Raw genomic sequence first — 21,620 nt, 5'->3', positions numbered from 1 at the left:
GTCCAGCCTTGGTACTGTCTGTTATTTCCATGTCAGAGTATTAAAGTGTCTGATCTTCTTCCATCATCGGCTCTGCCGGCTCTTCCATTTGCTCGACAAATACTTTCCGCGGCTTGCTGCCTTCTGACGGTCCGACAACTCCTCGTTCTTCTAATTCATCTACTAAACGGGCAGCGCGATTATAACCGATCCTGAACCTGCGCTGCAGCAATGAGATACTTGCCGTTTGCATCTCCACGACTAACGCTTTTGCTTCTTCATATAATTCATCTTGCGGATTTTCAGAAGAAGCCGGTGTTTCCACTTCATCTGTCGGCATCATTTTTTCTTCATAATGAGCTTCTTGCTGATCCGTTACAAAGCTTACGATCCGTTCGACTTCATGGTCAGAGATAAAGGCGCCTTGGACACGTATTGGTTTGTTTTCACCCATCGGCAAGAAGAGCATATCTCCTCGTCCAAGCAGTTTTTCCGCACCATTTGAATCAATGATCGTCCGTGAATCTGTCCCGCTGGAAACCGCAAACGCCATCCGTGAAGGCACGTTCGCTTTAATAATCCCAGTAATAACATCTACACTTGGTCGTTGTGTAGCCAAAATCATATGGATTCCTGCAGCCCGCGCCATTTGAGCCAGACGAATGATTGCATCTTCCACTTCATTACTTGCGACCATCATCAAATCTGCCAACTCATCAACAATCACGACGATAAATGGCAAGGTTGGATGTTTCGCTCCTTCTTCCAGATTTCTTTGTTGGATAAATTCATTGAACCCTGAAATGTTTCTTACCCCAGTTGCTGCAAACTTTTCATAACGTTCTTCCATTTCTTGAACGACTTTCTGCAACGCTTGTGCCGCTTTTCTTGGGTTAGTAACAACAGGTGTCAATAAATGCGGGATACCATTATAAACATTCAATTCCACCATTTTCGGATCGATCATCATCAGTTTCACTTCATGCGGTTTTGCGCGCATCAAGATGCTTGTGATGATCCCGTTGATTGCCACTGATTTCCCGCTCCCTGTTGAACCAGCAATCAGCAAGTGGGGCATTTTCGTCAAATCGGCTGTTTGGACTTTTCCTGAGATATCACGACCTAAAGGAACTTCTAACAGTTTATCTGGATGATTTGGCTGTGCTTCGATGATTTCTCTGAAAGAAACCATACTGATTTTGCTGTTTGGCACTTCGATCCCGATCAAAGATTTCCCAGGAATCGGTGCTTCCATCCGAACATCTTTTGCTGCTAAAGCCAATGCGATATCATCTGTCAGACTAACGATTTTGCTGACTTTGACCCCTACAGCAGGCTGGACTTCAAATTTGGTTACAGAAGGCCCTAAACTTGCTTTAACGACTTTAGCATCAACGCCGAAACTTTGGAAAGTTTGTTCCAGCACGCCAATATTCTTCTCGATTTTCTTATACTCATCACTTTGATCTGTTGAAGGCAGAGAATCAAGCAGGTCTGTTGGCGGCAATTCGTAATCTTGGTTTTCTGTCTCTCCAGTGATCTCAAATTCAAGCAATCCGCCATCTTCTTCTGGTGTTTCTTCCTTTTCAAAGGAAGTGTTTTGCGCTTGCGGCTGTAATGGTTTTTCCATTACAGGTTGTGCATTTTCTTGGAAACTGTTGATTGGCACAAAACTTAATTGTTCTGGTTCTGTTTCCGATAACTCTTCTTGTTGTGTTTCTGCTAATTCTTCACCAGGCGTTTTTTTGCGTACCCGATTTTTTTCGATTTCTGCCAATTCTGCTTCTGCGGCTTCTTTTGCTGCTTGGCGCTTAGCATTTCGTTCTTCTTCCCGCTGCTGCTTCCGTGCTTCTTTTGCTGCTTGTTTTTTCGCTTGTTCTTCTGGATCGCCAGCTAACCATTCTTGCACGTTTTCGCCAAAATGCTGAATGGATTCCAACAGCTGGTAGCCTTCCAGATTACTGAATAGAAAAGCACCTGCACCCATTAGTAAGATTGCTGCTAAATAACTGCCCGGCTGAGCAATCAAAAAGTACGTGAAGTTGTACAACATGGCGCCCAGCATCCCGCCGCCTACATTTCGGCTGACTTGGCTTTGCCGGATATCACTGCTTAGCAGATCCCACGTAGTTCCAAGAATATTGGGCTCTCCTGTATGCAGCTTGCCAAATAGATGTGCATGGAATAATAGCAGGATACCTAAGTAAAGAAGAGCGCCTCCAATCCAGCGTCGCGGTTTCGTGATCGAAAAGTCTCTGTTTTTGACGACGATCCAAAACCCAAAAGCTGCTAATAAAAGACAGAGAAACGGAAATGTATTTCCCGCAACGATCCGAAAACCGTTCGCGATCAAAGTCCCCAAAAACCCGAGTCTCAAAAAGCCGAAGACAGCTAAAAGAATCACTGCAAAGCCTAATATGATCATCAGCGTTTGTTCTTGCTGCTGCTGTTGTTTTTTCGTCTTCCGCTTTTTTTTCGCAGGACGTTTTTTCTTTGCCATTTTCATATCCCTCATTTCATCAACTTCCATTATACAAAAAAAAGCAAGCGAACAAAAGTTTTGTTTAAAAGAAGATCTCTTTTGCCGCTGCTGAAGAAACTAATTTTTTCTTAAGAAATCTTTCCTTGTGATCCGAAAACTTTTTTTGACAAAAAAATTTGCATAAAGCCAAAGAACACTTGACTTCATGCAAATTCGTTTGATTAGATATTGTTTCCGTTTTCTTTAATGACAGACTGATACCAGTAGTAGCTGTCTTTTTTGTAGCGTTCTAATGAACCTTCTTGTGTTTCATCTTGGTCGACATAAACGAAACCGTAACGTTTTTGATAGCCGTTCAGCCAGCTTAACAAGTCAGTGTAAGACCAAGTGCAGTAGCCAAGAACTTCTGCGCCATCAGATATTGCTTCTTTGATTGCTCGTACATGGCTCTCCAAATAAGCGATTCGGTAATCGTCATGGATTTGTTTGTCTGGTGTCAATTTGTCATATTCGCCTAATCCATTTTCAGTAATCAAAACAGGGATACGGTAACGGCTTGTGATTCTTCTCAGACCGATGCGCAGACCTTCTGGATCGATTTCCCAATCCCAGTTCGTGCGTTCGACAAATGGATTTTCGACTTTTTTGTACATTCCCGGTACACCAGTTTCTTCTGAAGAACCTTTTTTGCCGGTCGTATTCATTTTCCCAGCGCCGACGCCGTCTAATGGATTGAAGGCATTGGTTGCTGTTTGATAATAGTTGATCCCTAAGAAGTCAGGTTTAGCTGATTCTAAAAGTTCTTGATCACCTTCTTGGATCTCTGGTGCCCAGCCTTTTTCTTCAAGAAACTTCATTGCAGCAATTGGATATTTGCCCCATAGATAGACGTCCATCCAATAATTTGCCATCAAGTCTTCCGCATTTTCTGCTGCCAACACATTCTTCGGATCGCTGTCGATCGGGTAGTTTGGTGTATACGCAAAACTTGGCCCGATTTTTCCTGGCATATCCATGTCGTGGAATTTATTGATCACGGAAGCGTTCGCAAGGTTTGCGATGTGATTCACGGCATACATTCTTTTTGGATCTGTCACACCAGGTGGATGCGCTGCCAATAAATAGCCTAAAGAAGTAAAGATGTTTTGTTCATTCAAGCTGATCCAATAATTTACTTTTCCGCGGAATGCTTCGAATAATGTTGCGGCATAATTGGTGAAGTCTTCGATGATTTCTCTTGACTCCCAGCCGTTGTATTCATCTTGCAAAGCTTGCGGCAAGTCCCAATGGTAAAGTGTCAGCATTGGTTCGATGTCATTTCTCAAAAGTTCATCGATCAGATTGTGGTAAAAATCCAAGCCCGCTTGATTCACTGTACCGCGGCCTTCAGGAAAAATCCGTGTCCAAGCTACAGAGAAACGGTATGCTTTCAATCCTTGTTCTTTCATCAATGCTATATCTTCTTTAAAACGATGATAATGATCCACCGCTAAATCGCCGTTTGTTCCTTTAAAAGTTTTGCCGGGAATCCGTACGAAACGATCCCAGACAGATTCGCCTTTGCCGTCTTCTTGCCATGCCCCTTCTACTTGATATGCTGCAGAAGCAGAGCCCCAAAGAAAATCTTTAGGAAAATTACTAAGTTTTTGATGTTCCATAAATAACTTCCTTTCCAATATCTTTCTCTTTTCTAGAGTAACACGAAACCCCTTACAAAACAAAGTGAATTTTGAAAAATTTCCCAAAATAAAATAACTTAGAACTATCGACATGAAAATAATTGCTTGAAAATAACCCTTTTTGATTCATGAAAAAAATCGAGAAAAAGCATTTTTGCTTTCTCTCGATCAAGCTTTTTTGGATAATCAATTCTCTTTTGCTGTGTCATGGGGTGTCACATCATCACCAAACCATTTTTCGGAAATTTTCAGAAATTCTCCTGTTTCTTCCAAATGGGCAATGCCGTCATTGATTTTTTCAACGAGTGTATCATCTTCTTTACGGACACCGACAGCAAAGTCTTCACTTTCGTACGCGCCGGTGATCGTATTGAATTGATCTAGTTCTCCTCTTTGTTTCAAGTAGTAATTCGCGTAAACCTTGTCCATCAGCAAGCCGTCGATCCGTCCGCTTTTCAAATCGATCAATGCTTCATTGAAACTGTCATATAAAACTGCTTCTTGGTTTTTTATGATATTTTTCAAGACTTCTGGCTGTTTGTTGAATGCTTCAAAACCAGAAGAACCATTTTGCGCACCTAAGATCTTCCCTTTCATTTGGGCAAAGCTAGTGATATTTGAAGATTTTGGTGTTACTAGAATCTGGTCATTTTCCATATACGGTTTTGTAAATTGGACTTTTTCTGCTCGCGCTGGTGTTTTGGTATAGCCGTTCCAAATCAAATCGATTGTGCCGTTTGTCAATTCGAATTCTTTCATTGACCAGTCGATGGGCTGAAAATTCACTTTGATATCATATTGGGCAAAAACTGCTCGCGCAAGATCGATGTCAAACCCAGTTATTTTGCCGTCTTTATCGCGAAATCCCATAGGTACGAAGGTATCATCCAAACCAATCGTGATTTCTTTTTCTTCTTGGATAGAGGCCCATGTATCGCCCTCTGGTGTTTTTTTCGCACAGCTGGAAAAAAGAAAGAGACCAAAAACTAATGCTAAAAATAAGCTTGTTTTTTTCATGTTCTTCTATCCTTTCTGATTAGGCGTTACTTTCAGCAGTTGATCTGCGACATTTTCTGCAAAGACCAGATCATGGGTCACGATGATTTGAGTCACACCATCTTCTTTTAATGTAACGATCAAGTTTTCAACTTGCTGTCTTAGTTCAGGGTCAAGCGCGCTTGTTGGTTCATCGTAAGCCAGGACACGCGGATTCATTGCTAATGCTCTGGCAATCGCTACCCGTTGTTTCTGTCCGCCAGACAGCTGGTACGGATAATTTTTCAGCAGATCACTAATACCAAGCGATTCAGCTAATTCTTGTGCTTTTTTTGTATAAACAGATTTTTCTTGTTTTAAAACGGTTTTTGGTGCCAAGGTAATATTATCAAAAATCGTTAAGTGAGGAAAAAGTTGAAAATCTTGAAAAACGACGCCTACGACTTGTTCGTGGTTTTTTAAACCAAATGGATCAAATGCTTGGCCGTCTAAATAAAATTCACCGCTGTCCGCTTCTTCCAGCCCAGCTAAAATACGCAGAAGTGTTGTTTTCCCGCCGCCAGATGGTCCAACGATTGCTAATGTCTGGCCGTCAGGAATTACCAAATCCAACTGATTGATTACCTTTTTTTCACCAAATGATTTGTTTACTTTTTTCAATTCGATCATGCTTTTTTCCTCCTAACGATAGTAATCTAATTTTGTTTCTACTTGCTTCATGATAAGTGTCAATATTCCTGTCAGTAATAAGTAAATCATTGCCACGCCAAGCAAAGGAAGCAATGTCGCATCACGTTCCATCGCGATTTTCCCTGCACGCATCACATCGCCTAAACCTAAGATGTAAATCAATGAAGAATCTTTTACCAAATTGATAACTTCATTACCAACAGATGGTAGAACGATCTTAAAGACTTGAGGAATGATGATCTTAGTCACTGTTTGGAAAGGATTCAACTGCAATACTTGCGCTGCTTCGTATTGGCCTTGGGGGATCGATTGGATACCGCCACGGAAAATCTCCGCAAAGTAAGCAGCGTAATTTAAAACGAAAGCTAGCAAAGCCGCCTCAAAACGGTCAAAAACGATTCCGATCGTCGGTAAACCATAAAATACAAAAATCAGCTGCAGCAATAATGGCGTCCCGCGCATGATCCAGATATACGTTTGAAAAATATAACGTACTGGACGAAACCGCACAGACAAAGCCAAAGCAAGCAAGATCCCTAGCGGCAATGAGCCGGCTAAAGTCAAGACAAATAATTTCAGTGTCGTTAAAGCACCTGTCAATAATTGGGGCATAACATCAAGTAAATAATTCATTTTTTTCTCCTCCTTTTAATAAAAAAAGTCCCCTTGGCTTGCGCCAAGAGGACACAGATCGCGTGGTTCCACCTCTATTTATCTTTTTTTCGCAAAAAAGAACTCCAGCAGTCTTTTCCCAGATGATCAGTGTCAAAAAAAAATCCTTTGATCCGCAGATCAAAGGACGTTAATTACGTGGTTCCACCTTTTTTCGCTGATTTTCTCACAAAAATACAGCCTCATCTGGTCATCAAACAATGACCGCAGCTTTAACGGGCTTTCCCGGGTTTTCCTACTCTATTCAAAAAACCGACTCCAAGATGTGTTTCACTATCCGCTGCTGCCTCTTTTCACCACCCAGAGACTCTCTTAAAAACAACGCATCGCTACTCTTCTTTTCGATGTCATTTTATTAATTTAAGAGTAATTTACATGATTCTTTTCTTTTTGTCAAATATTTTTTTCCTGATAAACTAGAGAAAAAGATGAAAAAGGAGGATGCGGCATGCCTTCAGCAACTGAACAAGAAGCTTATGCATTATTGGAAAAATTAGCAATTCCTTACCAAAAAGTAGATCATCCCGCCATTACATCAGTCAAAAACTTGGCCATTGATTTACCTGGACCGCAAGTCAAGAATCTCGTGTTAAAAGCAAAAAAAGGCTCTGCCATTTATTTAGTGATTTTGCCTGATGAAAAACAAGCAGATTTAAAACGATTAGCAGAACAATTAGAAGAAAAACGGTTATCTTTTGTTTCAGAAGAACAATTGCAAACCATGCTTGGTGTCTCAGCAGGAACAGTTACGCCCCTTGCTTTGACACACGATACGGAACACAAAATAACTATCGTGATCGACAATTCCATCGACCATCAAGATACGGTAGGTTTCCACCCAAATACCAATACTGCCACTTTGATTATTGCCTATACCGACTTTGAAAAATTACTAGCTTATTTAGGTTATGAACCCATTTATCTTTCCTTGTAAAAATCGTCTGAACAGACAAAAAAACAGGACAAATATCTTTTCCCAGCCTCCATTGACTTGGCGGCGGGAAGAGACGTTTGTCCTGTTTTTTCTAAATCAATCTTCGCTCATTGCTGCTTTAAGCGCTGCTGCTAATGGGCTTTCTTCTGGTTCTTCTGCTTGTGAATATTTTTTGAGTAAACGACGTTCTTCGTGTTTCGTCATTTTTTTCTTTTGTTCTTTTTTACCTAACATTTTTTCTGTTGTGCCATCGAATTTACAGCGGAAATATGCACCATTTTTCCCTTCGATGATCTCCATTTTTCGATGACATTGCGGACAACGATGATTAGAGACTTTGGGATCTTTTCTTCGGCGATAGCTGCAATCTATATTTGTACATACATAGATTTTGCCATCTCGTGTATTTTTTTCTCTGAGATTCGATCCGCAATCTGGACATTTTTTCTGTGTGATTGAAAAGTCCTGATATTTCTGCTCGCTTGACTTGATTTCTTGAACTAATCGTTTCGTATCTTTTTCGATCGTTTGCAAGAACATTGCTGCTTTTTGCTGTCCACGGGCAATTTTTTCCAGATCCCGCTCCCAGCTTTCGGTCAATTCTGGTGTGACCAATGAAGGATTGACTAATTCCAACAGCTGCTTCCCTTTTGGTGAGACTTGCAGTCCAGCTGGCGTACGCTCCATCAATTCTGATTTGATCAGTTTTTCGATGATTTCGGCACGTGTTGCTGGTGTTCCTAAGCTGTGCTTTTCCATCAAGCCTAGAAGACTCGCTTCTGTCAAAGGTTTCGGCGGCGCAGATAATTCTTTTTTGATTGAAAAATCAGGAACAACGCGCATTTCTTTCGTCCAAGGAACATATTCTTGGGTTTCGGTGCTCGTTTTCCAACCTGCTTCGATCACTTGATTTTGGCGGAAAATAAAGGTTTCTTTGCCAAATTCTACGGTTACTTTTGTTTGGCTGACTTTATGCGCTTCGGCAAACAAGCCTAAAAAGCGGGTGACGATCATTTGATAGATTTTTTGTTCCTCATTGCTTAACTTTTCATAACGTGCCTGTTTTTCTGTCGGGATCAAAGCATGGTGATCTGTTACTTTGCTGTCTTGGAATACTTTGGTTTGTTTGACGACAGCGCCGTTTTTCAAATATTGTTTTGCTTCTGGCAGAAAATCACTGACTGCTTGCAGACGTTCTTTCATCGTATTTTTCATGTCACTTGTCAAATATTTGCTGTCTGTTCGCGGATAAGTCACGATTTTGTGTGTTTCATAAAGACTTTGGACAAGTCCTAATGTTTTCTTTGCAGAATAACCAAAACGCTGGTTCGCTTCTCTTTGGATCTCCGTCAAATCATAAGGCAGCGGAGCAGGTTCGACTTTGACTTTTTCTTGGATATCGCGGACGATTCCTTTTGTTTGGCTCAATGTTTTTACCACTGCTTCTGCTTCTTCAGGTTTTTGGAAAGCAAATTGGTTTTTCTGCACCATTTTTGCTGTTTCTTTTCCGGCTGTCAAAGAAATCGTATAGTATGTTTGCGGACGAAATTGTTCGATTTTCTTTTCTTGATTGCGCACTAAAGCCAGCGTTGGCGTTTGGACCCGTCCCGCTGAAAGGTTATCTTGATATTTTACAGTCAAGGCTCTTGTTACGTTCAAACCAATCAGCCAGTCTGCTTTTGCCCGTGCCAATGCTGAATAGTAAAGATCGTCATATTCTTTGGCAGGTCTCAATTTGCTAAAACCGCTTTTGATTGCTTTGTCTGTTTGAGAAGAGATCCATAAACGTTTCACTGGTTTATTACAGTTGGCATATTCTAATATCCAGCGCGCAACAAGTTCGCCTTCTCTTCCTGCATCCGTCGCAATGACGATTTCAGAGATATCTTTTCGATTCACCAGCTGCTTGATTGCTTTTAGCTGATGCCCCGTTTTCGGCAAAGGTTTGATACCCAATTTTTTAGGGATCATCGGCAATGTTTCCATCTGCCAGCTCTGCCATTCTTTGTTTAGATCTTCAGGCATTTTCAGCCCTAATAAATGACCAAGAGCCCAAGTCACGACTGCCTTGGGTCCTTCATAATAATTTTTATGTTTTTGATTCGCGTTAAGCACTTTGCTGAGATCTTTCGCAACGCTTGGCTTTTCCGCTAGAATTAGTTGCTTCATAAAATTCCTTTCCGCTCTCTACTTTTATTGGTTCATATTTCTTTAATAATGCGAGTCCTTTATATTGCTGCAAATCATCATCACACTCTTCGCACCAGCGTTCATCACCGTCATTCCAAAAAGCGCTCAAGAAATTGCTTTTTGCATTTATGTAAGAGTAATCTTTATGAATGGATTGCCATTTTTTTTGATAAAATTCTTTTGCTTCATCGAACGATTCAAATGTTTCTACTTCTTGGATGTCTTCTTTCCAGTCTTCAAAAAACCACCATGGCTCATTATCGCCAAACATAGTTATCACTTGGTACATATTATCGCTCCTTCTTTTGTTTTTCTAGACACATATTAGTAACTTTTCATGAAAGTTGCAAGAAAATCACCTTGTGAACTAAAAAAGTCTTAAGTTTTAAAAAAAGCACCCGTGCCAGTTAACCCTCGATTTCTGGTAATGTCTCAATAAAATGATCAATCATCCAATGATAGCTTTCTTCCGAATCCACTTGGGTCTCTTTCGTGAAATACCCTAAAAAGCGCAAGGAGACATAGCCGTGGATCAAACTTCTCAATTCTCGGCTTCGATGGATCTTTTCTTGCTCTGTAAGAGGAAAGGCACCCAATATCTGAAGAATGATCTGATTGGTCTCATGGATAGCATCTATCGAACGCTCATCCCCTGTCTGCGGGATATTGATCATCAATTCATAGATTGGCTGATTTTCAAAAGCGAACGTTTGGTAGGTATCAGCATAGCTGCGTATCGCTTCTGCGCCGCTTAACCCGACTAATCGCCGCCGCAGCTGATCATTTAATTCTTGCAGTAATTTTACCGTCAGTGCATTGCGGACTTCTTGGATGTTTTTAAAATAGTTGTATAGAGAAGGAGACTTGATATCAAGTTGTTTTGCTAAGTGCTGAAACGTTATCTGCTGCGGTGGAAGTTCTTTTGACAATTCACGCAAGCACTCAACGATTTTATCAGCGGACAAATTTCTTTTTTTCATTTTTCTCATCCATTCTAAAAAATCCTTCACTCTTTAGTTTACCACGAATAATAGGAATAAAAAAGTAACGGATTTGATAAACTACAGATTGTAGTTTATAATGAATGAGCATAGATGAAAATTTTCAGAAAGAAGGCTTTATCGTTGGTCGCACATTTTAAAAATAAACTTTTCAGAAAAAGAGAAACTTGGGAACAAAATCTGCTCGTTTTGTGGTTCGGTACATTCATGGCAGGAATTGGTTTTAGCTTGGTCATGCCGTTTATGTCGCTTTACATAGATACTTTAGGTCATTATTCACACGCTCAGCTGAATTTTTGGAGCGGGGTCACCTTCTCCTCAACTTTTTTGATCACGACACTGATCTCACCTTGGTGGGGAAAATTAGCTGACCAAAAAGGACGAAAGCTCATGCTTTTAAGAGCTTCTCTTGGGATGGCAGTGGTCATCGGTCTGATGGGCTTTGTTACAAGTGTCTATCAACTAGTCGCTTTACGGCTGCTGCAAGGTGTTTTTTCTGGCTACATCAGTAATTCTACTGCCTTAGTTGCTACAGGCACGCCAAAAGAAAAAAGCGGCCAAGTACTAGGAACATTAGCCACTGGTTCTGTGACCGGAAGTTTGCTTGGTCCCCTTCTTGGCGGGATCTCTGCTTCAGCATTCGGCTTCCGACCAACATTTTTCATTACTTCAGCCATCTTATTCTTAGTCTTCTTATTAAGCTTGTTCTTGGTACATGAAGAATTCGTTCCCGTAAAAAAAGCAGATATGGTCTCGGCAAAACAAATCTACAAAGATCTTGCTTATCCCCATGTCGTGATCGGCATGTTCGTCACTACTTTGATCATTCAAGCTTCAAATAACTCGATCAGCCCGATCATCAGCTTATACATTCGCCAATTGCTGAACGGCCACGGAAATGTAACACTCGTCAGCGGGATCATTGCTTCGATTCCGGGTATCGCGACGTTGATTGCTGCTCCTCGTCTTGGTCGATTAGGTGACAAGATCGGTAGTGAACGGATTTTAGCGATTGGACTTGGGTTTGCGATCCTTGTGTATATTCCGATGGGGTTTGTCACAAATGTCTGGCAGTTGGGTGCGCTGCGCTTTTTCATTGGTATTTCCGATGCTTGTCTGCTTCCAGCTGTCCAAGCACTCATTACGAAATACTCGCCTCAACAAGCAGCAGGACGAATCTTCAGCTACAATCAATCGTTTCAAGCAACAGGGAATGTCGTTGGCCCAATGATTGGTTCAAGTGTTTCAAGTATTTTCGGTTACCGCGGCGTCTTCTTCTCTACTTCCTTGCTCGTGTTGGTCAACTTCTTACTTGTCCGACATAACACCAAAGAATTGCATGAAGGAAAAGAAGCAGAGACACAGCATGCCGAAGTTCCTGTTTCTAAAACTAAATAAACTTTCCTTCCAATAAAAAAACGGACAGCCAAACAAATCGGCTCTCCGTTTTTTATTTTTCTATTTATCCTTAATACCACTGCATGAAAAGAACAACGATATTAAAATAGGTAGCAAACAAATAATTGGCTATCAACAGCAGCCATTTTATTTTTCCAGGATCAAGCTTGGTTGCAAAATAAAGACCAGACGATCCTGTGACAGCTAGCAGGATCAATAAAGGAAGAATATATAATCCATTGTAACTATTCATATGAAAAAACATCAGATAATGGATACCTGCCACACAGCACACAGATATGGATACAGGGATCCACGCAGCAATTTTTATCCCTTTTTCACTCTGTATAAAAGACTCTATTGCTCGAACAATAATCAAACAAGAACCCACATCACTACTTGACTAAAATCCAGAGAAGTCCATCCCCGTAAAAAAAGATAGGGTACTATATAAACACACAAAAATTGAAGGGTGATCACTGCTCCTTTCAAGATTTTAAACGGAATACTGGAAGACAAAAATAAGTTGATCCCGCTTAACCCCCAAGAAGCATAATAAATGAATATCCCGCCTGGTATTTGATAATTGCTAAAAACAAAATTGCCGGTCAACAAAATACAAAGGGCCAACAATAAGAATGACAGACCCATATATTTTTTATTCTTTGCTATTTCCATCCAATCTTCCCCTTTAAAAAACAACGATTTTTTTCATACTGTCAATTTAACATGAAAAATCAATCGTTTTCTTTCCAAAAAATCCCTATGCAGATGGATAAAAAGACGACTTGCAAGTCTGATGATCCAGTCTTGCAAGTCGTCTTATTTATTTGTTTAGATATATTGAAGAACTTTTTCTTCATTGTATGCGTGGTCGATCAAACCGCCGCCTAAGCATTCCATGCCGTCATAAAAAACGACTGCTTGTCCAGGTGTGATGGCACGAACGGGTTCGTCAAAAATCACTTCTGCACGATTGTCTTCCAACAAACGTACAGTTACTGGTACGTCTTGCTGACGGTAACGGAATTTAGCTGTACATTTAAATTCTGCTGGTTTATCTTCCGTTGTTGTAAAATGGATTTCACTTGCATCCAAGCTTGTTGCATAAAGCGCTGGATGATGGAATCCTTGTCCTACATATAAAGTGTTTGTTTCTAAGTCTTTACCTATAACAAACCATGGTTCTTGAGAGCCGCCGCCCCCGCCGATACCTAATCCTTGGCGTTGGCCGATCGTGTAATACATCAGACCAGCGTGTTGTCCTTTGACTTCGCCGTCTAATGTCACCATGTTCCCTTGTTTTGCAGGTAAGTAGTTGCTTAGAAATTGTTTGAAATTCTTTTCACCGATAAAGCAGATCCCTGTCGAATCTTTCTTTTTAGCTGTTGCCAAGTTTGCGCGTTCTGCAATTGCACGAACTTCAGATTTTTCCATACCGCCTAAAGGAAACATCGTCTTAGAAAGTTGTTCTTGGGATAATTGACTTAAAAAGTATGTTTGGTCTTTGTTATTATCTACGCCTCGCAGCATATGGACAGTTCCATCTTCGTCACGAGTAACTTGTGCGTAGTGCCCTGTTGCTACATAATCTGCGCCAAGATCCATTGCGTAATCTAAAAATGCTTTGAATTTGATTTCTTTATTACACATTACGTCTGGATTTGGTGTGCGTCCTGCACGATATTCTGCTAAGAAATATTCGAAGACACGATCCCAGTATTCTTTTTCAAAGTTTACAGAATAATAAGGAATCCCGATTTGCGAAGCCACTTTTGCTACATCTTTGTAGTCTTCTGTCGCTGTACATACGCCGTTTTCATCAGTATCGTCCCAATTTTTCATAAAAATACCAATAACGTCGTACCCTTGTTCTTTTAACAAAAGTGCTGTTACGGATGAATCGACACCGCCGCTCATCCCAACGACAACGCGAGTTTTGCTGTTGTCTGTCATTTGATCACCATCATTTCAATTAGATTCTGAAACATCTACGAGTTGAAGGTCGCAACTTTTCAGTATTAAGCATTATACAACAGAAATGGATTTTTTTCGACTACTAATTTTCAAGAGAAGTTTCTTGAATTTTTGTATTATATGCATTAATATAAATAATACAAAGGAGGGATTGGATGATTTTAGAAATAGATCCTCGTTCTGCGGAGCCGATTTATCTCCAATTAAGAAAACAAATCATTATCGGAATCGCAAAAGGCGAGCTGAAACCATATGACCAGCTGCCGACTGTTCGCCAAATCGCTGACGAACTCGGAGTCAATCACATGACTGTGTCAAAAGGTTATCAACAACTGAAAGAAGAAGGTTATCTGCTGACCGATCGCCGAAAAGGTACGTTGGTTGCTCCGCTCCCTGTTCCAGAAAAAAAAGGAAAAGAGGAAGAATTGACCTTGGTATTGGCCGAACTTTATTTGAGCGGTCTGGATGAACTATCTTTAAAAAAGAAGATAAACAATCTTCTAGCTGATTTTAGAAAGGGGGAATCTTGATGATTTCATTGATTCTGACACTTATTTTGATTTTTTGTAATTTTATCTTTGCTTTCGTTCAATCTTTAGCTGCAAAGCCGCACAGCTATGTTATTATCGAGAACACTTTTCCTAAAGAAAAACTCCAAGATCCAAAAGTTCTTTCTTTAACGAAAGAATACCGGAGACGGCTGTTTCAAACAGCTCTCATATTGAGCATTTTTGACTTGCTGCTGCTTTTACCTATGAAAGACTCGCTTTTTATGACATTATTTTTCGTCCTGCTGTTTCTTACAATCGGCAGTAATTATTCTTTGCTCATTTACTATATACGCAAGACAAGAAAACTGATTGTTGAAAATGATTGGCAGCTGCCTTCCAGTCCAGTTCAAATAAACACGCGATTATTGACAGAAAAAAACCGAAAACTGCTGTCTATTTGGTGGTTCGTCCCTAGCTTCATCCTGACAGGAATATTAAGTTGGATCAGTCATTCGATGCAGCAGCCGCTTTCTATCCTTTTCCTATTTATGATGTTAGCTATCTTGGTTTTCTTTGTTCTTGGCTGGTGGTTTATTGGACGGTTACCTGTCCGTTCGCTTACCGAAAACCAGGAAATCAACCAAAAATATAACGATCTGACAAAATTCTACTGGTCCTTTTTGATTATATTTATGAGTACAGCGTTTCCTGTCATTTTTTACCTTCCGCTTTTGACGATGAACTTTTCTGCTGATTTATTTGTTCTTTTGACGTTCGTAGAAGCTGCTCTGCTGATTTTTTCTGCGGATTTACTTGCTGGTGGCTTTTGCGTCTGCGGAAAAAACAAGATCAATTATTGCAGCAAACAGATACTTTCCGTTATCAAGGAGATGATTATTATTGGCGTTATGGGATGTACTATAATCCTGATGATACTCGAGTGATGGTACCAGATAGAATCGGGATGAACCTTTCCATCAATCTTGCTCGAACAGGTGGAAAGATTTCTCTTGGACTTGTTGCTGTTCTTTTGTTTTTCGCTATGCTGTTCACGATTGGTCCCTTATATGTCCTAGATTATCATCCAGATCCTTTGACAAGCACAGTCACGCAAAACCAAGTTACATTAGACGCGCCCTTTACACCACAACGCGTGATCCCATTTGAGACGATCCAATCCGCAGAATTGATTGACAAAGTACCTGATACTTTGGCTAAAACAAGCGGCCTTGCGACTCAAAACTATACGATTGGAAACTTCAAAGTTGGCGATCGTCCCGCAGTGATGTACGTAGACCGGCAATCAACGCCCGTCCTAAAAATAAAAACTGCCAAACGAGATTATTTCTTTACCAGCAAACAACCGGAACAAACCAAAAATTTGTACCGGCAAATCCAAAATCGTCTTCAAGACGAATAAAACAGACAAAAAAGAACGTGCAATAAATCTGCACGTTCTTTTTTGTTCAATTGTTTAGTTTTTGCAGCTCTGCTTCTTTTTTCTGGAAAATCTCTTCAATTTGCTTCTCTGACAACGGTACACCAAAGGAAATCTCACCTAAAAATGCGCGTTCTGGCGCATCGACCCCTACATTCACCACCGCAGCTATCGGAACACTGTAATGATGGATATGACCATGCAGATTTCGGATAGGGTCTTTTTGTCCCAAAAGCATTGGATAATGCGTCAAATAATATTGCTGGTGATTAAATTTGACAATACTTCCGACATCTGCGAAAGCAAATTTTTTCTCTCCATCAGGCATGTCAGGATTGTGTTTTTCTAAATAACGAAAAAAAGCACGACTGTCATGGTTCCCTTTGATAAAGTGGATCTTACCATTCAACTGGAGCAGGACAGTCAAGATTTCTGCACTTCCTTTTTCATATTGCGGATGCATAGCGATATCCCCTAAATGATAGACGACATCCTTCTCTGTCACTACCTCATTCCAGCTCGTAACCAATGCTTGGTTCATTTCTTCTACCGTATTGAAGAGTCGTGGGGCAAAGTCATTTTGACCTAAAAGTTTTTCATGAAAAAAATGAGTATCGCTGATAAAATAGTTCATCTTTCTTTCCTCCAGCAGTTCTTTTTTTCAGAGTAAACAAACATGCAGACAAGCGCAACTGTTACGTACTGCTAGCTGGAAGAAAGTGCGGCAGCTTCTTTGTTTTGAGTCTTTTTATGTATAGATTTAAGTAATAGGAATCTGTCTTTTTAATGGTACATACTTTATTTACTCTTTGACAAAGCCATCCAATCAGCTCCTTTTCAGCAACATTATGAACTTATATAACAATAGTAACGATAAATTTGCTCCCATACATAGTAAGTAGCTAAGAAGTAATTGATGACCATAAACGTCCATTTGATTCTGTTATTTTGTATTTTGGTGGAAAAATAGATCCCTGGCAAACCAGGTACAAACATAAAGAAACTTAAAACTGCACTTTGCGGACTATTTCCTCCTAAAAAAATTATCCCTAGAAAAAGAAATGACAGACACATGGATCCTACTAGCCCATTTCTATATAAAGTTTTTTCCATTTTTTCTCCTTTCAATTTTCATTTTTTGATTAAGGCAATTCCTTTATCTGCTAAAAAGAAGCCAACTATAGATACAGATCCAATTAAGAACAATAACTACAGCTTTAAAAAACTTAGATTCGATTTGCGTTGAAAAAATCAAGCTTATCCCCCCACATACCCAACAACAGAAATCAATCAACGTCACTAAATCATAATTAAATCTCCTAGAAGAACCAACGTATAAGCTCGCAAACGCCATAGAAATCATCAACAAAACAACCGAAATAACGGTACATATTTTACTCTTCGATAAGATCATTCAAATGCCTCCTTTTTAATAATTAACGTTTCTCAATAATTCCAAAAAATCTAAAAAAACCGAAACAAATTCTAATAACACTAAAATTAAATAACAAATAACGTAAACGCTTCCCATTTCTAAAAAAGCTTATCACAGGAACGATCCGAATGATTCGCTCATTTTTTCCAGCTTTGGAAATTTCTGCACTTAGTTAATAAATCAAGCAATATAAAAAAGCCGACATTTTAAATGCCGGCTTTTTGCTGTTTCTTCAATTTTTCTCTAATTCTTTCTGCAATTTTTTATCGTAATCACGTGCGGTTGGACTCATAAACAAAGCAATTCCACATAATAAAATCCCGATTCCGGCAAACAGAAACATTTTTTCCACACCGAATCGGTCAGCTAATGGTCCTGCAAATAACAACCCGATTGGTCCTGTCAAACTCATCAAAGAGTTGAAAACACCCAAAACACGTCCTAAAACACTTGGCTCATAGCTTTGTTGGATCATTGCCATCAGCAGCGTATTGAAATAAGGTGTTGCAAAACCTGCACCTGCATTTAAGATAATGAAATACAAGAAACCTTGACTGTCACTTGGAACTAACCCGCTTGCACCAATTGTCAAACCAATAACGATATAAGCGATAAAAATAGGTTTCATCCGATCTTTCCACGTGCCCACAAAACTGATCAGCGCTCCACCTAAAAGCATCCCAACCGCATACACCACTTCTACAACGCCTGCTTGTCCTACTGAACCCCCAAAGTAATCTAGGGTCATTAAAGGATACAGACTCGCTGCCGGCATGAACAACAGCGTCACAAATGCGCCATTGATCGTTATGTACCATAATCCTTTATTCTCTAATAATTTTTGCAGACCCAATTTCGCGTCTTTGAAAACTGCCAGCGGTACATCCAATGTTTCAGGAGCAACTCTTGGTATCTTTACAAAAACCAATAATCCTACCCCGAATACTGCACCCAGCACATCTAATAAAATCAGATAATTGACTGGTACAACCGAAAACAGAGCAGCGCCTAAAGCCGGGGCAATGATGAAATTCGCTGATTGGACCATTCCTAATTGGCCATTCGTCCTCGTTATCTGAGAGGCTGGAACAATTGTCGGCAAAATCGACTGAATCGTAGGCATTTGGAATGTTTGTGCGACTGACCGCATAAACAAGGAAACAAAAACCAGCCAAATCGGAAAGGATTCCGAAACGGTTCCAACTATTGCTAATACAAGCGCAAAAATCGCAACAATAATATCCGTGACAATCAATAGGATCTTTTTATCCCATCGATCGACGAGCGGTCCCACAAATGGGCTTAACAAAACCATCGGAATCATCCCCAGCAATGTAGCAAAACTCAAGATCGTTGCCGAACCTGTTGCTCTGGTCAAATACCAAATAATTGCATACTGGACCACCATACTAGTTATTCCTGATAAAAATTGACCTGATAAAAAGAACGCATAATTCTTCTTCCAGTTCGTTAAAACAGCCGACTGTTCATTCTCCATAAACAACCCTCTTTTCTTTTTTCATTTGTGCAGCGTTTGCACAAACAAATATTATACGTGATTCTTTTTTTCAAAAAAAGAGCTTTCCCTAAATAACAATTGTTTTAATTTGAATTTCTTATCATATATCAAAAAATCAGAAAAAAAGAAAGAAAAAGTAAAATATGCTAAACTGTAAAAAACATATTTCGGAGGGATTTTGATGGCTATCACCTTTAAAACAACCTTGTCTTCTTCAAAGATCCACATCCAGCTTGAAAATGAACAGGTTGATTTATTTGTAACATCTGAAGTACCTGAATTACCAGATCATGCGTTTTATCTTTTTTTCCAACAAAAAAACTGGGTTGCCGTGGGTAAAACAATCTTGCCAAAAAAATTCGACACAGTAGTTATGGTTCAGCTTCCTTGGGAGATGGACGCTGAACATTTGATCCATCTATTTTCAGAACATGCAAAGGAGACAGGAAAAACGATTGAAACGGACAAAAATGCGCTAACTTCTGTGCCTGCGCATGTGCAAAAAAACGTGACAGACATCTATGAAAAAATCACGGAAATCCTCACTGTCTTCGGCTATTTCGGACAAACACAAACACCCGAAAAGAAAAAGCCGGCAAAAGCACGTCATCGTTGGAGCAAAGAAGTCAGCGAGATCCCTTTTACTGTCGATTTCAGAGGAAGTACAGCTACGATTTATTGGATCAAACGAAACGAGATGCTTATCAAAGCTGGGGCTTCTCTGATGCCGGAAGCACCGCTCAATAAAGACGGCTCTCTAGGTTATGCCGCAAAATACGGCGAAAAATTGCGCGCTGATCATCAAGAAAAAATCAGCGGCAGCAAAACCATTGAGGATATCATTGTGAAAAGTGTCAATGAAGCGAGTCTGCTTTTGTATTTCGGCGGTACGAACAGCTGGCTGGAATTTACGGATGAAAATGGGAAAACCATTGATGAATGGACACGTGTGGAATGATTTTCTGACAATATTCTTTAAAAGTGAATGTAAAAAAACAAAAAACGAAGACTCGCGAGTCTTCGTTTTTTGTTATTCTGCTTTTTCAAATAAACCGCGGCTGATCATGCTGTCCATCAAGAAATAAAACTTGTCTTGGCTCATTTTTTGGTTTTCATCTTTGAAGATATCTACTGCTCTTAAACCATTTGCCGTGGTCACTGACATTTTGAATGATTTGATATCTTTTGAAACAGTAATCTTCAACTTGAAGCCTTCTTTACTTTGCGGTGTTGCATCTAACGGCTGGATCAATTGATAGTTGCCGCCATTCGTTTCTGTAAATCCGTTATCCTTCAATGTATAGCGTTTTGCATTTGGGTGCAGACGATAAACGGTATTCGCGCCTAAAACAGTCGCTGTTTCTGAAAATGCCATGTTGTTCACCTCGATAATTTTATGTACTCTTTTTCATTATAGAAGGTTTTCAGACATTTGACCAGCTGCTTTTTCTGTTTCAATTTCTAAAGAAAGACAGAGATACACGTACATACAATCTAAAATTATTTTTTCAAGATACTGATCAATTTATCAGTAAACTGCTCCACGTGTTCGTTTGTTGTACCATAACCAAAGCTGACACGAATCGATTCTTTTACTGCATCCGTGTTTTCGCCATACATAGCTTCCAAAACATGGGAAGGTTCGACGTTTCCAGCTGTACATGCGGAACCTGTTGAAACAGCGATTCCTTGCAAGTCAAGTTTCATCAACAGCAAATCACTCGCTGCACCAGGGAATCTTAAGTTCAAGATATGTGCTAATTTATTTTCTAAATCACCATTTACTTGATAATCGATCCCTGCTTGATCCAATCTTTCTAAAATAGTTGTTTGATATTCTAAATATTTTTGTTTGCGTTGTTCACGTTCTTCTTCTGTTAAAATTGCTACAGCTTGGCTCATTCCCCAGATTCCTGGCAGATTTTCAGTACCGGCGCGGCGTTTTTCCTCTTGTTCCCCGCCAATCAGCATTGAAGGAAGTTTGACGCCATCTCGTTTGAATAAAAAGCCGACGCCTTTTGGTCCATTGATCTTATGTCCCGAAACACTCAACAAATCAATATTTGACTCATAAGGACGGATGGTTTGGCTGCCATAAGCTTGCACTGCATCTGTGTGGAAATATGCTGGGTGGTCGCGAAGCAATTCACCGATTTCTTTGATTGGCATCAAGTTTCCGATTTCATTGTTTCCATACATGACTGAAACAAGGATCGTATCTTCTCTTAATGCATTTTTTACATCCTCGATAGAAAGAGTACCTTTTTCATCTACAGGAAGGTATGTAACTTCAAACCCTTTTGATTCAAGATAATGCATCGTATTCAAAACAGCAGGATGTTCAATTGCTGTGGTGATTAAATGTTTGCCTTCTTCTTGTCTTGAAAAAGCTGTTTCCAGCAATGCTGTATTGTCCCCTTCTGTTCCTCCGCTGTTGAAAATGATTTCGTGTGCAGAAACTTGAAGACTGTCTGCGACGATTTGCCGCGCTTCTTCTAATTTTACATTTGCTTGACGGCCAAAACCGTGGATACTTGATGGATTCCCAAAAACATCTTTCATGATGTCAGACATTGCGTCGATCACTTTTGGATGCATGGGTGTTGTTGCAGCATGATCTAAATAGATAGTTTCCATCTTTTCCCCTTCTTTCCAATAAACTAGGGTCATTCTAGCATATAATAAAAAAACTTGCCAAAAATAACTGTAAAAAAGGTAGTAAAAAAATAAAACAGCGGA

21 protein-coding genes and 1 other annotated feature are annotated in these 21,620 nt (G+C 39.9%); of the genes, 6 read left to right on the top strand and 15 right to left on the bottom strand.

Translation table 11 applies throughout. The features are described from left to right. Window positions 1-40: 40 nt before the first annotated feature. The 5 genes from IGI64_RS02875 to IGI64_RS02855 all read right to left on the bottom strand — a co-directional run bounded on the left by IGI64_RS02875 (window position 41) and on the right by IGI64_RS02855 (window position 6,459). On the bottom strand, window positions 41-2,479 hold the full coding sequence (locus IGI64_RS02875; protein WP_429939426.1) for a DNA translocase FtsK: 2,439 nt from the start codon (window positions 2,477-2,479) through the stop codon (window positions 41-43). A 203-nt stretch (window positions 2,480-2,682) separates the two neighbouring features. Beyond that, on the bottom strand, window positions 2,683-4,119 hold the full coding sequence (locus tag IGI64_RS02870) for a glycoside hydrolase family 1 protein (RefSeq protein ID WP_429939425.1): 1,437 nt from the start codon (window positions 4,117-4,119) through the stop codon (window positions 2,683-2,685). Window positions 4,120-4,326: 207 nt separating this feature from the next. Then, window positions 4,327-5,157 carry an amino acid ABC transporter substrate-binding protein gene (locus tag IGI64_RS02865; RefSeq protein WP_016625810.1) on the bottom strand — a complete coding sequence of 277 codons (831 nt, stop codon included), beginning with the start codon at window positions 5,155-5,157 and terminating at the stop codon, window positions 4,327-4,329. 6 nt (window positions 5,158-5,163) lie between these two features. Then, complete coding sequence (locus IGI64_RS02860) at window positions 5,164-5,805, bottom strand: amino acid ABC transporter ATP-binding protein (RefSeq protein WP_016625811.1); 642 nt, start codon at window positions 5,803-5,805, stop codon at window positions 5,164-5,166. A 12-nt stretch (window positions 5,806-5,817) separates the two neighbouring features. Then, window positions 5,818-6,459, bottom strand: coding sequence for an amino acid ABC transporter permease (locus IGI64_RS02855; RefSeq protein WP_429939424.1), 642 nt, complete (start codon window positions 6,457-6,459; stop codon window positions 5,818-5,820). Between the two features lie 159 nt (window positions 6,460-6,618). Continuing rightward, window positions 6,619-6,852: a binding site (T-box leader), on the bottom strand. 94 nt (window positions 6,853-6,946) lie between these two features. Here IGI64_RS02855 and IGI64_RS02850 point away from each other — a divergent pair. After that, window positions 6,947-7,432 carry a prolyl-tRNA synthetase associated domain-containing protein gene (locus IGI64_RS02850; RefSeq protein WP_429939423.1) on the top strand — a complete coding sequence of 162 codons (486 nt, stop codon included), beginning with the start codon at window positions 6,947-6,949 and terminating at the stop codon, window positions 7,430-7,432. Window positions 7,433-7,528: 96 nt separating this feature from the next. On the opposite strand, the gene IGI64_RS02845 is transcribed toward IGI64_RS02850, so the two are convergent. The 3 genes from IGI64_RS02845 to IGI64_RS02835 form a co-directional block, all read right to left on the bottom strand. After that, window positions 7,529-9,601 (bottom strand): DNA topoisomerase III, encoded by a 2,073-nt coding sequence (locus IGI64_RS02845; RefSeq protein WP_429939422.1) that lies wholly within the window; start codon window positions 9,599-9,601, stop codon window positions 7,529-7,531. Next, entirely contained in the window at window positions 9,540-9,911 is a 372-nt protein-coding gene (locus IGI64_RS02840) for a DUF1033 family protein (RefSeq protein WP_016625815.1), read from the bottom strand. Before IGI64_RS02840 ends, IGI64_RS02845 begins: the two co-directional genes overlap by 62 nt. Window positions 9,912-10,029: 118 nt before the next feature. Further along, the gene (locus tag IGI64_RS02835) at window positions 10,030-10,602 is read right to left on the bottom strand and encodes a TetR-like C-terminal domain-containing protein (RefSeq protein ID WP_034860879.1); all 573 of its coding nucleotides are present in this window, start codon (window positions 10,600-10,602) and stop codon (window positions 10,030-10,032) included. Window positions 10,603-10,716: 114 nt separating this feature from the next. Between IGI64_RS02835 and IGI64_RS02830 the strand changes: the two genes are divergently transcribed. Then, window positions 10,717-12,021: a multidrug efflux MFS transporter gene (locus tag IGI64_RS02830; protein ID WP_016625817.1), complete on the top strand. Its 1,305-nt coding sequence runs from the start codon at window positions 10,717-10,719 to the stop codon at window positions 12,019-12,021. A gap of 70 nt (window positions 12,022-12,091) precedes the next feature. On the opposite strand, the gene IGI64_RS02825 is transcribed toward IGI64_RS02830, so the two are convergent. The 3 genes from IGI64_RS02825 to mnmA all read right to left on the bottom strand — a co-directional run bounded on the left by IGI64_RS02825 (window position 12,092) and on the right by mnmA (window position 13,977). Then, a complete protein-coding gene (locus IGI64_RS02825; protein ID WP_429939421.1) occupies window positions 12,092-12,274 on the bottom strand; it encodes a hypothetical protein in 183 nt (60 codons plus the stop codon). Window positions 12,275-12,396: 122 nt separating this feature from the next. Beyond that, window positions 12,397-12,699: a hypothetical protein gene (locus IGI64_RS02820; protein ID WP_429939420.1), complete on the bottom strand. Its 303-nt coding sequence runs from the start codon at window positions 12,697-12,699 to the stop codon at window positions 12,397-12,399. Window positions 12,700-12,855: 156 nt separating this feature from the next. After that, window positions 12,856-13,977, bottom strand: coding sequence for a tRNA 2-thiouridine(34) synthase MnmA (gene mnmA, locus IGI64_RS02815; RefSeq protein WP_429939419.1), 1,122 nt, complete (start codon window positions 13,975-13,977; stop codon window positions 12,856-12,858). 176 nt (window positions 13,978-14,153) lie between these two features. On the opposite strand from mnmA, the gene IGI64_RS02810 reads away from it, so the two are divergent. The 3 genes from IGI64_RS02810 to IGI64_RS02800 are packed head-to-tail and all read left to right on the top strand — an operon-like array spanning window position 14,154 to window position 15,909. Next, window positions 14,154-14,528 carry a GntR family transcriptional regulator gene (locus IGI64_RS02810; RefSeq protein WP_429939418.1) on the top strand — a complete coding sequence of 125 codons (375 nt, stop codon included), beginning with the start codon at window positions 14,154-14,156 and terminating at the stop codon, window positions 14,526-14,528. Further along, entirely contained in the window at window positions 14,528-15,433 is a 906-nt protein-coding gene (locus tag IGI64_RS02805; protein ID WP_429939417.1) for a hypothetical protein, read from the top strand. Before IGI64_RS02810 ends, IGI64_RS02805 begins: the two co-directional genes overlap by 1 nt. Beyond that, window positions 15,403-15,909 carry a PH domain-containing protein gene (locus IGI64_RS02800; RefSeq protein ID WP_429939416.1) on the top strand — a complete coding sequence of 169 codons (507 nt, stop codon included), beginning with the start codon at window positions 15,403-15,405 and terminating at the stop codon, window positions 15,907-15,909. Before IGI64_RS02805 ends, IGI64_RS02800 begins: the two co-directional genes overlap by 31 nt. 46 nt (window positions 15,910-15,955) lie before the next feature. On the opposite strand, the gene IGI64_RS02795 is transcribed toward IGI64_RS02800, so the two are convergent. Beyond that, window positions 15,956-16,561 carry a metallophosphoesterase gene (locus tag IGI64_RS02795; protein WP_429939415.1) on the bottom strand — a complete coding sequence of 202 codons (606 nt, stop codon included), beginning with the start codon at window positions 16,559-16,561 and terminating at the stop codon, window positions 15,956-15,958. Window positions 16,562-17,594: 1,033 nt separating this feature from the next. After that, complete coding sequence (locus IGI64_RS02790; protein ID WP_429939414.1) at window positions 17,595-18,860, bottom strand: MFS transporter; 1,266 nt, start codon at window positions 18,858-18,860, stop codon at window positions 17,595-17,597. Between the two features lie 202 nt (window positions 18,861-19,062). Here IGI64_RS02790 and IGI64_RS02785 point away from each other — a divergent pair, with 202 nt between their 5' ends. Continuing rightward, window positions 19,063-19,839 carry a hypothetical protein gene (locus tag IGI64_RS02785; protein ID WP_429939413.1) on the top strand — a complete coding sequence of 259 codons (777 nt, stop codon included), beginning with the start codon at window positions 19,063-19,065 and terminating at the stop codon, window positions 19,837-19,839. 72 nt (window positions 19,840-19,911) lie between these two features. Here IGI64_RS02785 and IGI64_RS02780 read toward each other — a convergent pair whose 3' ends face one another. Further along, window positions 19,912-20,256: a DUF1831 domain-containing protein gene (locus IGI64_RS02780; RefSeq protein ID WP_016625827.1), complete on the bottom strand. Its 345-nt coding sequence runs from the start codon at window positions 20,254-20,256 to the stop codon at window positions 19,912-19,914. Between the two features lie 125 nt (window positions 20,257-20,381). Further along, window positions 20,382-21,518 (bottom strand): cysteine desulfurase family protein, encoded by a 1,137-nt coding sequence (locus tag IGI64_RS02775; RefSeq protein WP_429939412.1) that lies wholly within the window; start codon window positions 21,516-21,518, stop codon window positions 20,382-20,384. Window positions 21,519-21,620 lie beyond the last annotated feature (102 nt).

Origin of the sequence: Enterococcus sp. DIV0210g, assembly GCF_050559705.1 — a bacterium.
Classification (GTDB): domain Bacteria; phylum Bacillota; class Bacilli; order Lactobacillales; family Enterococcaceae; genus Enterococcus_B; species Enterococcus_B faecalis_A.
This window is presented reverse-complemented; position numbering and strand designations above follow the sequence as displayed.